The sequence below is a fragment of the Kitasatospora sp. CM 4170 genome (genome assembly GCF_032110285.1).
GTDB lineage: Bacteria > Actinomycetota > Actinomycetes > Streptomycetales > Streptomycetaceae > Kitasatospora > Kitasatospora aburaviensis.
The window spans coordinates 4,075,553-4,093,131 of sequence record NZ_CP134877.1 but is presented as its reverse complement, the minus strand read 5'-3'; the positions used below and the strand labels follow the sequence as shown (position 1 = coordinate 4,093,131).

The following is a 17,579-nucleotide window of genomic DNA, read 5'->3' as shown; positions in this document are numbered from 1 at the left end:
CCGCCCCGGGACTGCTGCGTGAATCGTTGACCGCCGCAGGGTCGATCCCGTCCTTGTTGGTCATGGGGTTCATAGTGAAGTCGCGGCTGTTTTCGGCAGTTCTGCCGGTGTTCTCCCTGATGTGGAAGGTGATGTTGTATTGGATCAGCGGCAGGGATGCCGAGTTTGGGAACTGCCGAATTCATCGCCTTGCTGACCCTTGCTCCTGCCGCCCTCTTCGGAAGCAACCGATTGGGAATTAGGCCAGGCTCACTCATTGCCCTGATCCGGCAGAACTCCGACAGTGGTGGTGCAGCTGATCCTCGCCTACCCCATCAGCGTACTGATGTGGCGAGCAACCGTAGCGACGCGCCCACTGACGCGACGGCCTAGAGACGGGCGGGGGGCGGTTTTCGCCGGTGTCCCGTCCGGTCTGGGATCGAGCATGATCGGGGAGTCGTAAGTTTGGCCCGCTAATCGGGCAGGCTTCTCGCCTGCCCGCCAATTGCCCGAGTGGCCCCCGGTCTTGCTCGATGCGGGTCGCAGGTGCGGGGCGGCGGATAGACCTGCGGAGCCGCCCGCCCCAGCGCTGGCAGGGTTCTGGGCTCAGCTTCTCCCTGGCGTCTGGCCGCCAGCGCGGCCGGGCCGCCGCCGGAAGCGGGGCGAGGACACGAGCGCCGGCGAGCAGCCAGGGCCACGCGCTGGCGCGCCGTGCGTGCCTTGATGAAGTAGCGAAACTCGTAACAGTCAGCCCCCCCAATCCCGCCCACACGCACCCGTTGGTAGGGGTCGCCGAGACCATGATCCGGACCAGCGGCGGACCAGATTCGGTCCGTGATCAGGAGCCCGCAGGTCAGAACGCCCCTGGTCAGCGGCCTGTAAATCTGTCGCGCAAGCTACGCAGGTTCGAACCCTGCACCAGCCACTGGATTACCAGACCGGCCCCGAACAGCGGAAACGCTGTTCGGGGCCGGTTCTGTTTTGGGGGGTCAGGGGGTGGCGAGGAGGAGGGTGGTGGCGGTGGGGGTGTCGGGGGCGGTGTAGGTGGGGGTGGGGTGGGACGGCGGGAGCGCCGGGGGCGGGGCGGGGGTGATCCAGATGGAGCGCAGGCCGACGGCGTGGGCGCCCCGGAGGTCGGTGGCGGGGTTGTTGCCGACCATCCAGGCGTCGGGGGTGAGGGTGCGGCCGAGGCGGGCGGCGGCGAGGTGGAAGATCTCCGGGGCCGGCTTGCGGGCGCCGGCCTCCTCGGAGACGCAGACGGCGTCGACGGCCGCGAGCAGGCCGGTGCGGGCGAGTTTGGCGCGCTGGATGTCGGTGCAGCCGTTGGTGACGACGGCGATGGCCCAGCCGGCCTCGCGGAGGGTGGCGAGGGCGGCTGGGACGCCGGGGATCAGGTGGGTGCGGGCGGCTTCGTGGGCGACGTGTTCCTCCCAGAGGGTCTCGCCGGAGTGCGGGAGCCCGTAGGCGGCGGCGATCCGGGCGAAGCCGGCGGGGGAGCGGTCGGCGAGGAAGAGGTCGAAGACGGCGGGGGCGGCCTCGGCGGGGAGGCCGTGGGTGGCGCAGAAGGCCGGGGTCCAGGCGTCGGCGTCGCCGTCGCGCTCGACCAGGGTGTGGTCCAGGTCGATCAGGAGCAGGGGCGGAGAGTGGTCGGACATGCGCGGAGAGTAACGCATGGTCGAGGACGTGTCGGGGGTGGGCTTGTTGCGCATTACTTGCAATTACCCTCACCAGGCAGCAGAGTGTCATCAGGGGCGGTCGGGCCGTTCGGCCTTTCCGCTGAGACGTTCCGGACGTGCCGAGGTGCGCCGGAGTCCTCCGTATGAGCTGATCGTCTTCCCAACCGGCGCCCGCCGGGACACCGGTCCGCCCGCCCCGCGCACTCCCCCCCCCGCGGCGCCTCTCCCGACTGCCCGCACCCGCCCCGGCGGGCGCCCGTCAAGGGGGCGTCAAGAGTGCCTGTCGGGGCGTCAGGAACTCGTAGGGGCGGAGGGGGCGGGGAAGGAGCGGCCCGCAGGATCGGGAGCACTACCCGACCGCGGAGGTTCCCGTCCGATGTCCAGCCCCGTCACCCCGGCGCTCACCGCCGAGCCCCAGCCGCCCGATACCGGCCGGGAGGCGGCCGGGGCCCCGGACGAGCGCCACCGCCTCTCCGTGCTCGGCGGGTTGGCCGCGCTGTCGTTGGACGCGATGGCGTCGGTGGCGTACGGGCCGGAGTCGATCGTGCTGGTGCTGGCCGCGGCCGGGGCGTACGGGCTCGGCTTCACGCTGCCGGTGACGGCGGCGATCGCGGTGCTGCTCGCGGTGCTGGTGGCCTCCTACCGGCAGGTGATCGCGGCGTTCCCGGACGGCGGCGGCTCGTACGCGGTCGCCAGGGCGCACCTGGGGCGGCGGACCGCGCTGACCGCGGCGGCGTCGCTCGTCGTCGACTACGTGCTGAACGTGGCCGTCTCGGTGACGGCCGGGGTGGCGGCGCTGACCTCGGCGGTGCCGGGGCTCTACGGCGAGCGGGTCTGGCTCTGCCTGGGCGTGCTGGTGCTGGTCACCGCGCTGAACCTGCGCGGGATCGCCGAGTCCGCCCGCTGGTTCCTGGCGCCGACGGCCGTGTTCGTGCTCTCGATCCTGACGATCATCGTGGTCGGCCTGTTCCGGGACGCCCCGGCGAGCACGGCCGCCGCCGCCGGGCACGCGTCCGCGCTGGCGGACGACGCCACCACCGTGGGCGCGCTGCTGCTGCTCAAGGCCTTCGCGGCGGGCTGCTCGGCGCTGACCGGCGTGGAGGCGGTGGCGAACGCCGTCCCGTCCTTCCGCACGCCCGGCGTGAAGCGCGCACAGCACACCGAGGTCGCGCTCGGCGCGCTGCTCGGCGTGATGCTGATCGGACTGGCCGTGCTGATCGGCCGCTTCCACCTCCGGCCGGTCGAGGGCGTCACCGTCCTCGCCCAGCTCGCCGACGCCTCGCTCGGCCACGGCGCCGGCTTCTACCTCGTCCAGTTCGCCACCGTCGTCCTGCTCGGCCTCGCCGCCAACACCTCCTTCGGCGGCCTGCCCGTCCTGCTCCACCTGCTCGCCCGCGACAACCACCTCCCGCACGTCTTCGCGCTGCGCGCCGACCGCCAGGTGCACCGGCACGGCGTCCTCTTCCTCGCCGCCGTCTCCGCCGCCCTGCTGGTCGGCTCGGGCGGCGACGTCAACAGCCTCGTCCCGCTCTTCGCGATCGGCGTGTTCGTCGGCTTCACCATCTGCCAGATCGGCATGGTCCGGCACTGGTCGCAGCAGAGACCGGCCCACTGGCGGGCCAAGGCCGCCCTGAACGGCTTCGGCGCCCTGCTCACCGGCACCGCCACCCTCGTCGTCACCGGCACCAGGTTCACCGAGGGCGCCTGGGGCATCTGCCTGGCCCTGCCCCTGCTCGTCCTCCTCTTCGAGGCCGTCCACCGCGCCTACGCCCGCATCGGCGAACGCCTCGAACTCGGCCGCGTCCCCGGCGCCCTCACCCCGCAGCGCAGCCTCGTCGTCGTCCCCGTCACCGCCATCACCCGCCTCACCCGCGACGGCCTCTCCGCCGCCCTCTCCCTCGGCGACGAGGTGATCGCCGTCACCGTCGCCCACGACACCGCCGCCACCGAAGCGCTGCGCCGGGACTGGGAGCTGTGGCGGCCGGGGGTGCCGCTGGTGGAGATCCCGGACGCGCACCGCCGCCTCGGCCCGCCGATCGCCGACTTCGTCAACACGCTCGCCACCGAGCACGTCTACGACCGCCTCACCGTCCTGATCCCCGAGGTCGAGCCGGTCCGGCCCTGGCAGCGGGCGCTGCAGAACCGGCGCGGCGCCGTCATCGACCGGGCCCTGCGCCGGCACACCGACGCGGTGGTCTGCCAGCTCCGGATGCGGATGTAGGGCTGTCCGATATCGACTGATACGAGGCAAAGATCCGGGTCGATCGTCATATTTTGACGATGTCTTAACGCCCCCTCTCGACGCCCCCGAAACGCCACCGCCCGGCCCGGCGCGCCGCGCCCTCCGCGGCTCCGACCTGCGAGAACGCCCCGCCCGTCGGGCGTGCCGGGCGCTTTCGGACGCTCCGCGACGGCCCATTGCGCGCCGGTTCGGCGCCCTTACGCTCGCCCATGTGTTCAACGTGCCCCAGGCGCTCAAGCGCCTAGTGATCGGCAGAGCCATGCGCAGCGAAGAGCTGGGCGAGACGCTGCTCCCCAAGCGGCTGGCGCTGCCGATCTTCGCTTCCGACCCGCTCTCCTCGGTCGCCTACGCGACCCAGGAGATCCTGCTGGTGCTCACCGTCGGTGGCACCGCGTTCCTGTACCTGACCCCGTGGGTCGCGGCCGGCGTGGTCGCGCTGATGGCGGTCGTGGTGATGTCCTACCGCCAGGTCGTGCACGCCTACCCGAGCGGCGGCGGCTCGTACGAGGTGGTGTCCCGTAACCTCGGCGCCAACTCCGGCCTGGTGGTGGCGGCGTCGCTGCTGGTCGACTACGTGATGACGGTCGCGGTGTCGGTGGCGTCCGGCGTCGACAACATCATCTCGGCGCTGCCCTCGCTGGCCGACCACCGGGTCGAGCTGGCGCTCGGCTTCGTCGTCCTGCTCGCGGCGATGAACCTGCGCGGGGTCCGGGAGTCGGGCAAGGCGTTCGCGGCGCCGACGTACCTCTTCATCGGCGGCATCCTGCTGATGGTGGTCACCGGGCTGATCAAGGCGGTCTTCGGGGAGACCCCGGTGGCGGCCAGCGCCGCGTACGGGGTCCTGCCGGTGGACGGCAAGGACACCCTGGCCGGTCTGGGCCTGCTGATGCTCGGCCTGCGGGCGTTCGCCTCCGGCTGCACGGCCCTGACCGGGGTGGAGGCGATCTCCAACGGAGTGCCGGCGTTCCGCGCGCCCAAGTCGAAGAACGCCGCCGCGACGATGGCCGTGATGGGCACCACGGCCGTGGTCATGTTCGTCGGCATCACCGCGCTGGCCCTGATGGCGAAGGTGCACATCACCGACGACGCCTGCCAACTGACCGGCTTCGCCGGGGACTGCCACACCGCGCCGCAGCAGACCGTGATCGCCCAGCTGGCGGCCGCGATCTTCGGCGGGGACCAGAGCGTCCTCTTCTACTTCATCCAGGCCGTCACCGCGCTGGTGCTGATCCTGGCGGCCAACACCGCGTTCAACGGGTTCCCGCTGCTGGCCTCGATCCTGGCCGAGCACCGCTACCTGCCCCGGCAGATGCACACCCGCGGCGACCGCCTCGCCTTCTCCAACGGCATCATCGCGCTCGCGGTGGTGGCCGGCGGGCTGCTCTGGCTGTACGACGCGGACGTCACTAGCCTGATCCACCTCTACATCCTGGGCGTCTTCACCTCCTTCACGCTCTCCCAGATCGGGATGGTGAAGCACTGGAACCGCGTCCTGACCACCGAGACCGACCCGGCCGTGCGCGGCTCGGCGCAGCGCTCCCGGGTGATCAACGCCTTCGGCGCGGTGACCACCGCGCTGGTGCTGGTGATCGTGCTGCTGACCAAGTTCACCCAGGGCGCCTGGCTGGCCGTGGTCGCCGCGGCCGTGCTCTGGGTGATGATGCGCGGCATCCGCCGGCACTACGACGGCGTGGCCGCGGAGCTGGCGGTGGACGACCCGGACGCGGAGTCGGTGCGGCCGTCCCGGGTGCACGGGATCGTGCTGGTCTCCAAGCTGCACAAGCCCACGCTGCGGGCGCTCGGCTACGCGGAGGCGTTCCGGCCGGACTCGCTGGAGGCGCTGACGGTCGCGGTGGAGAAGGACGCCACCGCCGAGCTGGAGCGGCAGTGGGAGGAGCTGGACGTCCAGGTGCCGCTCCGGGTGCTGGAGTCGCCCTACCGGGAGATCACCAAGCCGGTGCTGCAGTACGTGCGGGAGTACCGCCGGAGCAGCCCGCGGGAGGCGGTGGCGGTCTTCATCCCCGAGTACGTGGTCGGGCACTGGTGGGAGCACCTGCTGCACAACCAGTCGGCGCTCTGGCTCAAGAGCCGGCTGCTGTTCACCGCGGGGGTGATGGTGATCAGCGTGCCGTGGCAGCTCACCTCCTCCGGCCGGGCGCACCGCCCCTCCGGCCGGGCGCCCGGCGCGGTGCGGCGCGGTGAGCCGAAGGCGCGGTCGGAGTACGAGAAGCTCCCGGCGCCCGAGAACGCCTGAGGCGGCGACCGCCCGAGGCCGGACCACCGAGGGCGGCCACGGACAGCCGGCACCGAGAGCCCCGGGCACCCGCCCGGGGCTCTCGCCGTGCCCGAGCCGTCCCCGAGCGGTCCGCGAGCTGTTCCGGAGCCGTCCCCGAGCGGTCCGCGAGCTGTTCCGGAGCTGTTCCGGAGCCGTGCCCGAGCCGTCCCCGAGCGGTCCGCGAGCCGCTCCGGCGCCGTCCCCGAACGGCACCCCGGTGACCTCCGTATGGACCCCGTCAACAATCGAACGGGCGGCGTATGGAGGCCGTCAAGAGCGGCGGTAACGGCCCGTGAACGCGGTTGGCTGGCATCGCCGGCCCGCCGCCGGTGCCGCGCCGAGCCCGCCGGGCCGGGGCTGCGGCCACCTCCGAACCACCGTGGTGGAGCCCATGTCCGATCTCATCTACGTCGGTGTCACGGTCGTCGTGTTCGCCGTCATCGCCCTGATCGCGCGGGGGGTGGAGAAGCTGTGAGCGCCGAGAACGTCGCAGGTCTCATCGTCGCCGTCGCCCTCGTCGGGTACCTCGTCGTGGCGCTGATCTACCCGGAGAAGTTCTGACATGAGCTCCACTCTCGCGGGCTGGCTGCAGGCCCTGGCGCTCGTCGGCGCACTGGTCCTGTGCTACCGCCCCCTGGGCGACTACATCGCCCGCACCCTGACCACCTCCAAGCACCTCAGAGCCGAGCGCGGCCTGTACAAGGTGGTCGGCGTCGACGCCGACGCCGACCAGCGCTGGCCGGTCTACCTGCGCTCGGTGCTGGCCTTCTCGGCCGTCTCGGTCCTCTTCCTCTACGGCCTGATCCGGCTCCAGCAGCACCTGCTGCTGAACCTCGGGGTCGAGCAGATGGCGGGGCACCAGGCGTGGAACACCGCGATCTCGTTCGTCACCAACACCAACTGGCAGTCCTACAGCGGTGAGTCCGCGATGGGGCACCTGGTGCAGATGGCGGGCCTGGCGGTGCAGAACTTCGTCTCCGCCGCCGTCGGCATCGCCGTCGTCGCGGCGCTGATCCGCGGGTTCACCCGCAACCGCACCGACCGCCTGGGCAACTTCTGGGTGGACCTCACCCGGATCTGCCTGCGCCTGCTGCTGCCGCTGTCGATCGTGTTCGCGCTGGTCCTGGTGGCCAACGGCGTGCTGCAGAACTTCCACGGCTTCCACGAGGTGGCCACCCTGGCCGGCGACCCGCAGTCGATCCCGGGCGGGCCGGTGGCCTCGCAGGAGGTCATCAAGGAGCTGGGCACCAACGGCGGCGGCTTCTTCAACGCCAACTCGGCGCACCCGTTCGAGAACCCGACCGGCTTCACCAACGTCCTGGAGATCTTCCTCATCCTGCTGATCCCGTTCGCGCTGCCGCGGGCGTTCGGCCGGATGGTCGGCGACAACCGCCAGGGGTACGCGATCGTCGCGGTGATGGGCCTGTTCTGGGTCGCCTCGGTGGCGCTGATCACCTTCTTCGAGTCGCAGCACTCGGGTGCGGCGATGAACGCGGCCGGCGGGGCGATGGAGGGCAAGGAGCAGCGGTTCGGCATCGCGGCCTCCAGCCTGTTCGCCGCCTCGACGACGCTGACCTCGACCGGTGCGGTCAACTCCTTCCACGACTCGTTCACGCCGTTCGGCGGCGGGATCACGATGTTCAACATGATGCTGGGCGAGATCGCGCCCGGCGGGGTGGGTTCCGGCCTGTACGGGATGCTGGTGCTGGCGATCGTGGCGGTCTTCGTGGCCGGCCTGATGGTCGGCCGCACCCCGGAGTACCTGGGCAAGAAGCTCGGCGGCCGGGAGATGAAGTTCGCCTCCCTGTACATCCTGACCACGCCGGCGATCGTGCTGGTCGGCACCGGCGTCGCGATGGCACTGCCGGGTGAGCGGGCCGGGATGCTCAACTCGGGCGCCCACGGCTTCTCCGAGGTGCTGTACGCGTTCACCTCGGCCGCGAACAACAACGGCTCGGCCTTCGCCGGCATCACGGTGAACACCGACTGGTACGACACGGCGCTGGGTCTGGCGATGGTGTTCGGCCGGTTCCTGCCGATGGTCTTCGTCCTCGCCCTGGCGGGTGCGCTCGCGCAGCAGCAGCCCGTCCCGGCCACCCCGGGCACCCTGCCCACCCACAAGCCGCTGTTCGTGGGCCTGCTGTCGGGCGTCGTCCTGATCGTCGTCGGCCTCACCTACTTCCCGGCCCTGGCTCTCGGGCCGATCGCGGAAGGTCTCTCCTGATGTCGTCCACCCTTACCGACAAGCCGGCCGCCCAGCCGGAGGCGCCCGCCGCGGCGCCGCACAGAGTGGCCAGCGGACTGCTGGACCCGAAGCTGATCGTCTCGTCCCTGCCGGACGCGGTGAAGAAGCTCGACCCCCGGGTGATGGTCAAGAACCCGGTGATGTTCGTGGTCGAGGTCGGCTCGGTGGTCACCACCGTGGCCGCGATCGCCGACCCCGGCGTGTTCGCCTGGTCGATCACCGTCTGGCTCTGGCTGACCACGATCTTCGCCAACCTGGCGGAGGCCGTGGCCGAGGGCCGCGGCAAGGCGCAGGCCGACACGCTGCGCAAGACCAAGACCGACACCCTGGCCCGCCGCCTGACCGACTGGCCGGCGAGCCGGGCCGAGGAGGAGGTCTCCGGTACCGCGCTGCGGCTGGGCGACCACGTCGTGGTCGAGGCCGGCCAGGTCATCCCCGGTGACGGCGACGTCGTCGAGGGCGTGGCCTCGGTGGACGAGTCGGCGATCACGGGCGAGTCCGCGCCGGTGATCCGCGAGTCGGGCGGCGACCGCTCGGCCGTGACCGGCGGCACCAAGGTGCTCTCCGACCGGATCGTGGTGAGGATCTCCTCCGAGCCCGGCAAGACCTTCATCGACCGGATGATCGCCCTGGTCGAGGGCGCCGCCCGGCAGAAGACGCCGAACGAGATCGCGCTCAACATCCTGCTGGCCTCGCTGACCATCGTCTTCCTGGTCGCGGTGGTCACCCTGCAGCCGATGGCCACCTACGCGGGTGCGCCGCAGTCGATGATCGTGCTGGTCGCCCTGATCGTGGCGCTCATCCCGACCACGATCGGTGCGCTGCTCTCCGCGATCGGCATCGCGGGCATGGACCGGCTGGTGCAGCGCAACGTGCTGGCGATGTCCGGCCGCGCAGTCGAGGCCGCGGGCGACGTCAACACCCTGCTGCTCGACAAGACCGGCACCATCACCCTCGGCAACCGCCAGGCCGCCGAGTTCCTGCCCGCGCCCGGCACCTCCACCGAGGAGCTCGCCGACGCCGCCCAGCTCTCGTCCCTCGCGGACGAGACGCCCGAGGGCCGCTCGATCGTCGTGCTCGCCAAGACCGGGTACGGCCTGCGGGCCCGGGCCCAGGGCGAGCTGACGCACGCCACCTGGGTGCCGTTCACCGCCCAGACCCGGATGTCCGGTGTCGACCTCGACGAGGCCGCCGGCCTCCACCAGGTCCGCAAGGGCGCGGCCAACGCCGTGACCAACTGGGTGAGCGCCCAAGGCGGTTCGGTCGGCCCGGAGGTGTCCTCGTTGGTCGACGGGATCTCCGCCGCCGGTGGCACGCCGCTCGTGGTGGCGACGAAGACCGGTGCCGATCCCGCCCGCGTCCTGGGGGTCATCCACCTCAAGGACGTGGTCAAGGAGGGCATGCGGGAGCGCTTCGACGAGCTGCGCCGGATGGGCATCAAGACCGTCATGATCACCGGCGACAACCCGCTGACCGCCAGGGCGATCGCGGAGGAGGCGGGCGTGGACGACTTCCTCGCCGAGGCCACCCCCGAGGACAAGATGGCCCTGATCAAGAAGGAGCAGGAGGGCGGCAAGCTGGTCGCGATGACCGGCGACGGCACCAACGACGCCCCAGCCCTCGCCCAGGCCGACGTCGGCGTCGCGATGAACACCGGGACCATGGCGGCCAAGGAGGCCGGCAACATGGTCGACCTCGACTCCAACCCGACCAAGCTGATCGAGATCGTCGAGATCGGCAAGCAGCTGCTGATCACCCGCGGTGCGCTGACCACCTTCTCCATCGCCAACGACGTCGCGAAGTACTTCGCGATCATCCCGGCGATGTTCGCGGCGGTCTACCCGGGCCTGGACAAGCTCAACATCATGCAGCTGCACAGCCCGCAGTCCGCGATCACCTCGGCGATCGTCTTCAACGCCCTGGTCATCGTCGGCCTGATCCCGCTCGCCCTGCGCGGGGTGAAGTACCGCCCGTCCGACGCCGGCTCGCTGCTGCGCCGCAACATCGGCATCTACGGCTTCGGCGGTCTGGTGGTGCCGTTCGTCGGCATCAAGCTGATCGACCTGGTCGTCCAGTTCATCCCCGGCCTGAGCTGAGAGAGGAGTACCCGGAATGTCCAAGCCCCTGCCCACCCTCCTGCGCACGCACTTCAGCGCCCTGCGGATGCTGCTGGTGATGACGGTGATCCTCGGGATCGCCTACCCGCTGCTGGTCACCGGCATCTCCCAGGCCGCCTTCGGCCAGAAGGCCAACGGCTCGATCGTGAAGACGGCCGACGGCAAGGAGATCGGCTCCAGCCTGCTGGGCCAGAACTACAACCTGCCCAAGCAGAACCCCGACGACGAGAACGAGCAGGCCCGGCCGGACCCGAAGTGGTTCCAGCCCCGCCCCTCGGCCAACCAGTACGACGGCAAGGTCTCCGGCGCCTCCAACCAGGGCCCCGACAGCGAGGACCTCACCAAGGCGATCGAGGAGCGCCGCCAGGCGGTCGCCGCCTTCGACGGCGTCGACCCGGCGAGCGTGCCGGTGGACGCGGTCACCGCCTCCGGCTCCTCCCTCGACCCGCACATCTCGGCGGCCTACGCCGAGGAGCAGGTCGCCCGGGTCGCCAAGGAACGCAACCTCCCGGCCGACACCGTGACCAAGCTGGTCGAGAAGTACACCGAGAGCCGCTCGCTCGGCTTCCTCGGACAGCAGGGCGTCAACGTCGTCCTGCTCAACACCGCGCTGGCGGAAGAGAAGTGACGGATCCCCGAGCGGATCCGTGAGACCGGGCCGACCCGGGCGAGGGGCACCACCCCGCGCCCGGGTCGGCCGCCGCACGTCCCGCCCCTCGCCCCGAAGACGAAAGAGCAGCGCCCATGGCCCGCGACCTCGCCCCCGGCAGCGGTACCCGCCGCGGCCGGCTGAGGGTGTACCTCGGCTCCGCCCCCGGTGTCGGCAAGACCTACCGGATGCTGGACGAGGCCCGCCGCAGACAGGAGCGCGGCGCGGACGTCGTGGTCGGCTACATCGAGTGCCACGGCCGCCGCCACACCGAGGGCATGCTCACCGGCCTGGAGGTCCTGCCGCGCGTCCGGCGCTCCTACCGCGCAGCGGACTTCGAGGAGATGGACGTCGACGCCCTGCTCGCCCGCAGGCCCTCGGTGGTCCTGGTGGACGAGCTCGCCCACACCAACATCCCCGGCGGCCGCCACGCCAAGCGCTGGCAGGACGTCGAGGAGCTGCTGGCCGCCGGCATCGACGTCATCACCACCGTCAACGTCCAGCACCTGGAGTCGCTGAACGACGTCGTCCGGAAGATCACCGGCATTCCGCAGCGCGAGACCGTCCCGGACGAGGTGGTCCGCCGGGCCGACCAGATCGAACTCGTCGACATGGCCCCCGAGGCGCTGCGCCGCCGGATGGCCCACGGCAACATCTACCGGGCGGAGAAGGTGGACGCCGCGCTCTCCAACTACTTCCGGGTCGGCAACCTGACGGCCCTGCGCGAGCTCGCCCTGCTCTGGGTGGCCGGGCGGGTCGACGAGGGGCTGCGCGACTACCGGGCCACCCACAACATCGACCGCGTCTGGGAGACCCGCGAACGCGTCGTGGTCGCCCTCACCGGCGGCCCCGAGGGCGAGACGCTGATCCGGCGCGCCGCCCGGATCTCCGACCGCACCGCCGGCGGCGACCTGCTCGCCGTCCACGTCACCCGCAGCGACGGCCTGGCCGGCGCCTCCTCCGGCGCGCTCGCCCAGCAGCGGCAACTGGTGGAGACCCTCGGCGGCAGCTACCACGTGGTGGTCGGCGACGACATCCCCACCGCACTGCTCGCCTTCGCCCGCGCCCACGACGCGACCCAGCTGGTGCTCGGCACCAGCCGCCGCGGCCGGCTCAACCGGTTCCTCACCGGCCCCGGCATCGGCGAGACCACCGTGGACGCCTCCGAGGACATCGACGTCCACATGGTCACCCACGAGTTCACCGGCCGCGGCCGGCTGCCCTCGCTCGGCCGCCGCCACTCCAGGCGCCGCACCGTCGCGGGGTTCGCGGCGGGCCTGGCGGTGCCCTCGCTGCTCACCCTCCTGCTCTCCCGGTTCCACGAGACGGTCAACCTGACCACCGACGCGCTGATCTTCCAGCTCGGCGTCGTCGCGGTCGCCCTGCTCGGCGGCGCCACCTCGGCGCTGCTGGCCTCGCTGGTCGCCTCGGTGCTGCTCAACTACTTCTTCATCCCGCCCGTCCACACCCTGACCATCGGCGAGACCAACAACCTCGTCGCCCTGATCGTCTTCGCCGCCGTCGCGCTGACCGTCTCGACCGTGGTCGACCACGCGAGCCGGCTCACCACCCGGGCCGCCCGGGCCACCGCCGAGGCCGAGACCCTCTCCACCCTGGCCGGCAGCGTGCTGCGCACCCCGCACATCGGCGGCTCCGCCGCGGGCTCCGCCCTGCCGGTCCTGCTGGAGAAGTCCCGCACCACCTTCGGGATGGACGCCGTCGCCCTGCTGGAGCGCACCGGCGGCGAGGTGCTGGCCGCCAGCGAGAGCGAGGGCCGGCCCGAGCCCGGCCGGGCCGCGGAGGCCACCGAGGTCCCGGTCGGCCCCGACGCCGTGCTCGTCCTCACCGGCCGCCGGCTGCCCGCCGCGGACCAGCGCGTGCTGACCGCCTTCGCCGCCCACGTCGCCGCCGCCCTGGAACGCGACCGGCTCGCCGTGGTCGCCGCCGAGGTCGAGCCGATCAAGGCCGCCGACCGGATGCGCACCGCCCTGCTGGCCGCCGTCAGCCACGACCTGCGCACCCCGCTCGCCGCGGCCCTCGCCTCGGTCGGCTCGCTGCGCAGCCCCGACGTCGAGTTCTCGCCCGAGGACCAGGCCGAACTGCTGGCCACCGCCGACGAGTCGCTGGTCAGACTCACCCGGCTGGTGGACAACCTGCTCGACATGAGCCGCCTCCAGGCCGGCGCGCTCACCCTGCACCTGGCCGAGACCCACCTCGACGAGATCCTGCCGCGCGCGCTGGACACCCTCCCCGACCCGTACGCGCCGGTCCGGCCGCTCGACCTCGACACCGCCCCGGCGGTCCTCGCCGACCCGCCGCTGCTGGAGCGCGTCCTGGCCAACGTCATCACCAACGCGCTGCGCCACAACGCCCCCGGCGCACCCGTCCTGGTCACCGCCAGCCACCACCTGGACCGGGTCGAGGTCCGGGTCGTCGACCGCGGCCCCGGCATCGCCCCCGAGGACCGCGACCGCGTCTTCCTCCCCTTCCAACGCCTGGGCGACACCGACAACACCACCGGCGTCGGCCTCGGCCTCGCCCTCTCCCGCGGCCTCGCCGAGGCCATGGGCGGCAGCCTGGAGGTCGAGGACACGCCCGGCGGCGGCACCACGATGCTGCTCACCCTGCCCGCCGCACACCCAGGGGGTCCCGCACATGAGTGAGATCCTGATCGTCGACGACGAACCGGCGCTGCTGCGCACCCTGCGGATCAACCTCAGCGCCCGCGCCTACGCCGTCCGGACGGCCGCCAGTGGTGGCGAGGCCCTGGACCGGGCCGCGCACACCGCGCCCGACGCCGTCCTGCTCGACCTCGGGCTGCCCGACCTGGACGGCATGGAGGTGATCCGCGGCCTGCGCCGCCGCAGCGCCGTGCCGATCATCGTGCTCTCCGGCCGCTCCGACGCCACCGACAAGGTGAACGCGCTCGACGCCGGTGCCGACGACTACCTCACCAAGCCGTTCCTGATGGAGGAACTGCTGGCCCGGCTGCGCGCCGTGCTGCGCCGGCTCCCGGGTGCGCCCGCCCCGGCCGCGCCGGTGATCGGCGACCACACCGTGGACCTCGCCGCCACCACCGTCACCGGCCCGCACGGACAGGTCCGGCTCACCCCCACCGAGTGGCGGATCCTCGCGCTGCTGCTCGCCCATCCGGGCCGGCTGGTGCCCGGGCGGCAGATCCTGCGCGAGGTGTGGGGCCCCGCGCAGGAGGGGCGCGGCAACTACCTGCGGGTCTACCTGGCCGGGCTGCGGCGCAAGCTGGAGCGCGACCCGGCCCGCCCGCGCCACCTGATCACCGAACCCGGCATCGGCTACCGCTACGAGCCCTGAGCGGCGCACCGCGTCAACGGGGCGTCAGGAGCCGCCCGGGCGGCTCAGCCCCCGCCCGGGCTCCCCGACTGCCGGGGCAGCGCCAGCGCCACCGTGTCCGCGAACTCCCGCACCGCGCTGGTGCGGCTGACCACCCGTCCGCTGTGCACCACCAGGCGGCTGTGCCCGCCGGCCAGCGCGCCCGCCAGGCTGTCCCCGCGCACCGCCAGCAGCTCCGCCGGGAACCCGGCGTCCACCCGCACCGGCGGCAGCCCCAGCGCCGCCCGCGCCTGGTTGGCCACCGCGTCGTACGCCGCCTCCGGGTCCAGCACCCCGCCCGACGCCAGCAGGTACGCGGCCTCCAGCGGATCCGCCCGGCCGACCGGGTTGGCCGGGTCGCGCAGCGAGCCGCTGCCCGCGGCCAGCGGCACCCGGGCCGTCACCAGCTCCCGCAGCAGCCCCGGCCGCATCCCCGAAGCCCGGCCCTCCAGCCCGGTGCAGCAGCCGTTCTGCGGCAGGCAGACCACCCGCACACCGCTGGTGGCCAGCGCCGTCGAGGCGCCCGGGGCCAGCGCCCCGCACGGGCCGAGCACCACCCGGGGCCGCAGCGGCGCGAGCGCACCGGCCAGCCGGGCCAGCTGCGCCGGGTCGGTGCCGGTGGTGTGCAGGTCCACCGGGCAGTCCGCCTCCCGGGCGGCCTCCAGCAGGACCTGGACGTACCCCGCCGGGTCCGGGTCCAGCTCGGGGCAGCCGCCGGCCGCCGTCGCCCCCAGCTTCAGCGCGTCGCGCAGCTGCGCCCGGCCGTCCGCCCCGGCCCGGCCGGTCAGCAGCCGGGGCATCGCGACCGCCTGCAGCTCGGCCAGCCCGCGCAGCGCCTGCCGGGCGGTGAGCACCGCCTCCAGCCGGCCCAGCCCGTGCACGTCGCCGATCCGGACGTGGGTGCGCTGCGCGGTGGCGCCGTAGCCGAGCGAGGTCAGCGCGGCCTCGGTGACCCGCCGGGTGAGGTCGGCCGAGCTGTCCGGGGGCGGGGCGGGCAGGGCGGCGGCGAACGCGGTGTCGTAGTGGGCGTGCGCCTCGGCGGGGGCCGGCAGCAGGAGGTAGCCCTTGAGGTCGATCCGGGCGCCGGTGGTGGCGGTGGGGGTGCCGGGCAGGGCGGGCAGCGGGCCGAGGCTGCCGGCGGTGCCGACGGCCTGGATCCGGTCGCCGCTGATCCGTACGTCCACCACCCGGCCGTCGGCCAGTCGGGCATCGGTGAGCAGCAGGACCGGGCCGTGCCCGAGGGGGTTGGCCGACGGGCCGGGCCCGGAGTGCGGCCCGTCGGCGGCTGCGCTGTCCATCGCCCGGCTCCTCCTCGCGCTGGCCCGTGCGGGGCCCGGCCCGTCCCGATCAATGAGGGTCGAGCCTATGGCGCGTGGGCGCGGGGGGCGGGGAGGCGGGCAATAGTCGTATCGGGTCGGGCCGCACCGCCGGAGGCCGGTCGAACGCCCGGCCTTCGATCGCTCGCCCGTTCACCGCGTCGACCTGCGGACTTCGCGGCGGGATACGGATTTCACCTCTGGGCGCGGAACGTGTAATGTCTTCCTCGTTCGCCCCTATAGCTCAGTCGGTAGAGCGTCTCCATGGTAAGGAGAAGGTCTGCGGTTCGATTCCGCATGGGGGCTCTGGTGAAAAGGAGTCAGCTTCGGCTGGCGTCCGGCTCACTGTGGCGGTGTAGCTCAGTTGGTAGAGCAAGCGGCTCATAATCGCTGTGTCACCGGTTCAAGTCCGGTCACCGCTACCCCGCGTAGTCGGTCGGGAGATCGCACTCCCGGTCGGCTACTCTTGTTGTGTTCTTATTCATTGTCCAAGGAAGGCACTCCCGTGGCTGCCACCGACGTCCGCCCGAAGATCACGCTGGCCTGCGTGGAGTGCAAGGAGCGGAACTACATCACCAAGAAGAACCGGCGCAACGACCCGGACCGTCTTGAGATGAAGAAGCACTGCCCCCGCTGCAACTCGCACACCGCGCACCGCGAGACCCGCTGACCCTGTCGCGTGTCACCGGGCCTGTGTGATTCAGGTCTCCGACTCCGGGCCGCACCCCTCCAGGGTGTGGCCCGGAGTCTTTTTGTCACCCGCACACGCGTCACCCGCACGCACTTCCGAGGAGTTGCCCATGGCGCTCGACCCCTCCTTCATCGGGCGGACCTATCCGCCCACCGAGCCGTACGAGGTCGGCCGGGAGAAGATCCGCGAGTTCGCGGTCGCCGTGGGCGACGCCAACCCGGCGTACACCGACCCGGAGGCCGCCAAGGCGCTCGGGCACTCCGACGTCATCGCCCCGCCGACCTTCCCGTTCGTGATCACGTACCGGGCGGCCGGTCAGGTGGTCGAGGACCCGCAGCTCGGCCTGGACTACACCCGCGTGGTGCACGGTGACCAGAAGTTCAGCTACACCCGCCCGGTGCGGGCCGGCGACCGGCTCTCGGTCGAGGTGACGATCGACAACATCAAGTCCCTCGCCGGCAACGACGTGCTGACCGTGCGCGGCGAGGTGACCGACGCGAGCGGCGAGCACGTGGTGACGTCGGTCATGACCCTGGTGGCCCGGGCCGCCGACGAGGCAGGGGAGTAACGCCATGGCGATCCGTTACGACGAGACCGTGGTCGGCACCGAGCTGCCCGCGCAGTCCTTCCCGGTGACCCGCGCCACGCTGGTGCAGTACGCGGGCGCCTCCGGCGACTTCAACCCGATCCACTGGAACGAGAAGTTCGCCAAGGAGGTCGGCCTGCCGGACGTCATCGCCCACGGCATGTTCACCATGGCCGAGGCCGTCCGGGTGGTCACCGACTGGGTCGGCGACCCGGGCGCGGTCGTCGAGTACGGCGTGCGGTTCACCCGCCCGGTGCCGGTGCCCAACGACGGTGTCGGCTCCGTGATCGAGGTCACCGGCAAGGTGGCCAAGCTGCTGGAGGACCGCAAGGTCCAGGTCGACCTGGTCGCGACCTACGGCGGCCAGAAGGTGCTGGGCATGTCCCGCGCCGTCGTCCGCCTGGCCTGAGCGCCCGGTGGGGGAGGGGCCGCCCGGCCCCTCCCCGTACGCTGGG

Annotated in this window: 13 protein-coding genes and 2 tRNA genes; 13 read left to right on the top strand and 2 right to left on the bottom strand. The window is 72.3% G+C overall.

Annotation, left to right across the window (positions count from 1 at the left end; all coding sequences use genetic code 11):
• Positions 1-968: 968 nt before the first annotated feature.
• The gene (locus tag RMN57_RS17140; RefSeq protein WP_313764229.1) at positions 969-1,634 is read right to left on the bottom strand and encodes an HAD family hydrolase; all 666 of its coding nucleotides are present in this window, start codon (positions 1,632-1,634) and stop codon (positions 969-971) included.
• Between the two features lie 397 nt (positions 1,635-2,031).
• Between RMN57_RS17140 and RMN57_RS17135 the strand changes: the two genes are divergently transcribed.
• The 8 genes from RMN57_RS17135 to RMN57_RS17100 all read left to right on the top strand — a co-directional run bounded on the left by RMN57_RS17135 (position 2,032) and on the right by RMN57_RS17100 (position 14,513).
• Positions 2,032-3,876: an APC family permease gene (locus RMN57_RS17135; RefSeq protein WP_313764228.1), complete on the top strand. Its 1,845-nt coding sequence runs from the start codon at positions 2,032-2,034 to the stop codon at positions 3,874-3,876.
• A gap of 280 nt (positions 3,877-4,156) precedes the next feature.
• Positions 4,157-6,151, top strand: coding sequence for an APC family permease (locus RMN57_RS17130; protein WP_313767860.1), 1,995 nt, complete (start codon positions 4,157-4,159; stop codon positions 6,149-6,151).
• Between the two features lie 492 nt (positions 6,152-6,643).
• Positions 6,644-6,733 (top strand): K(+)-transporting ATPase subunit F, encoded by a 90-nt coding sequence (gene kdpF / locus RMN57_RS17125; protein ID WP_238863773.1) that lies wholly within the window; start codon positions 6,644-6,646, stop codon positions 6,731-6,733.
• Position 6,734: 1 nt separating this feature from the next.
• Entirely contained in the window at positions 6,735-8,396 is a 1,662-nt protein-coding gene (gene kdpA, locus RMN57_RS17120) for a potassium-transporting ATPase subunit KdpA (RefSeq protein ID WP_313764227.1), read from the top strand.
• Positions 8,396-10,513, top strand: a complete 2,118-nt coding sequence (gene kdpB, locus RMN57_RS17115; RefSeq protein WP_313764226.1) for a potassium-transporting ATPase subunit KdpB — start codon at positions 8,396-8,398, stop codon at positions 10,511-10,513. The genes kdpA and kdpB overlap by 1 nt, the downstream gene beginning before the upstream one ends.
• A gap of 16 nt (positions 10,514-10,529) precedes the next feature.
• Positions 10,530-11,162: a K(+)-transporting ATPase subunit C gene (kdpC, locus tag RMN57_RS17110; protein WP_313764225.1), complete on the top strand. Its 633-nt coding sequence runs from the start codon at positions 10,530-10,532 to the stop codon at positions 11,160-11,162.
• 116 nt (positions 11,163-11,278) lie between these two features.
• The gene (locus RMN57_RS17105) at positions 11,279-13,846 is read left to right on the top strand and encodes a sensor histidine kinase KdpD (RefSeq protein WP_313764224.1); all 2,568 of its coding nucleotides are present in this window, start codon (positions 11,279-11,281) and stop codon (positions 13,844-13,846) included.
• A complete protein-coding gene (locus tag RMN57_RS17100; RefSeq protein WP_313764223.1) occupies positions 13,839-14,513 on the top strand; it encodes a response regulator in 675 nt (224 codons plus the stop codon). The genes RMN57_RS17105 and RMN57_RS17100 overlap by 8 nt, the downstream gene beginning before the upstream one ends.
• A 44-nt stretch (positions 14,514-14,557) precedes the next feature.
• Here the strand turns inward: RMN57_RS17100 and RMN57_RS17095 are convergent, their stop codons facing one another.
• On the bottom strand, positions 14,558-15,829 hold the full coding sequence (locus tag RMN57_RS17095) for a hydrolase (RefSeq protein WP_313764222.1): 1,272 nt from the start codon (positions 15,827-15,829) through the stop codon (positions 14,558-14,560).
• Between the two features lie 251 nt (positions 15,830-16,080).
• On the opposite strand from RMN57_RS17095, the gene RMN57_RS17090 reads away from it, so the two are divergent.
• From RMN57_RS17090 to RMN57_RS17070, 5 genes are all read left to right on the top strand, one after another.
• Positions 16,081-16,153, top strand: a tRNA-Thr gene (locus RMN57_RS17090).
• 43 nt (positions 16,154-16,196) lie between these two features.
• Positions 16,197-16,269: transfer RNA gene (locus RMN57_RS17085), tRNA-Met, on the top strand.
• An 83-nt stretch (positions 16,270-16,352) separates the two neighbouring features.
• Positions 16,353-16,517 carry a 50S ribosomal protein L33 gene (gene rpmG, locus RMN57_RS17080; RefSeq protein WP_006604855.1) on the top strand — a complete coding sequence of 55 codons (165 nt, stop codon included), beginning with the start codon at positions 16,353-16,355 and terminating at the stop codon, positions 16,515-16,517.
• 130 nt (positions 16,518-16,647) lie between these two features.
• Complete coding sequence (locus RMN57_RS17075) at positions 16,648-17,106, top strand: MaoC family dehydratase N-terminal domain-containing protein (protein WP_313764221.1); 459 nt, start codon at positions 16,648-16,650, stop codon at positions 17,104-17,106.
• A 4-nt stretch (positions 17,107-17,110) separates the two neighbouring features.
• Positions 17,111-17,533 (top strand): MaoC family dehydratase, encoded by a 423-nt coding sequence (locus RMN57_RS17070; RefSeq protein WP_313764220.1) that lies wholly within the window; start codon positions 17,111-17,113, stop codon positions 17,531-17,533.
• Positions 17,534-17,579: the final 46 nt, after the last annotated feature.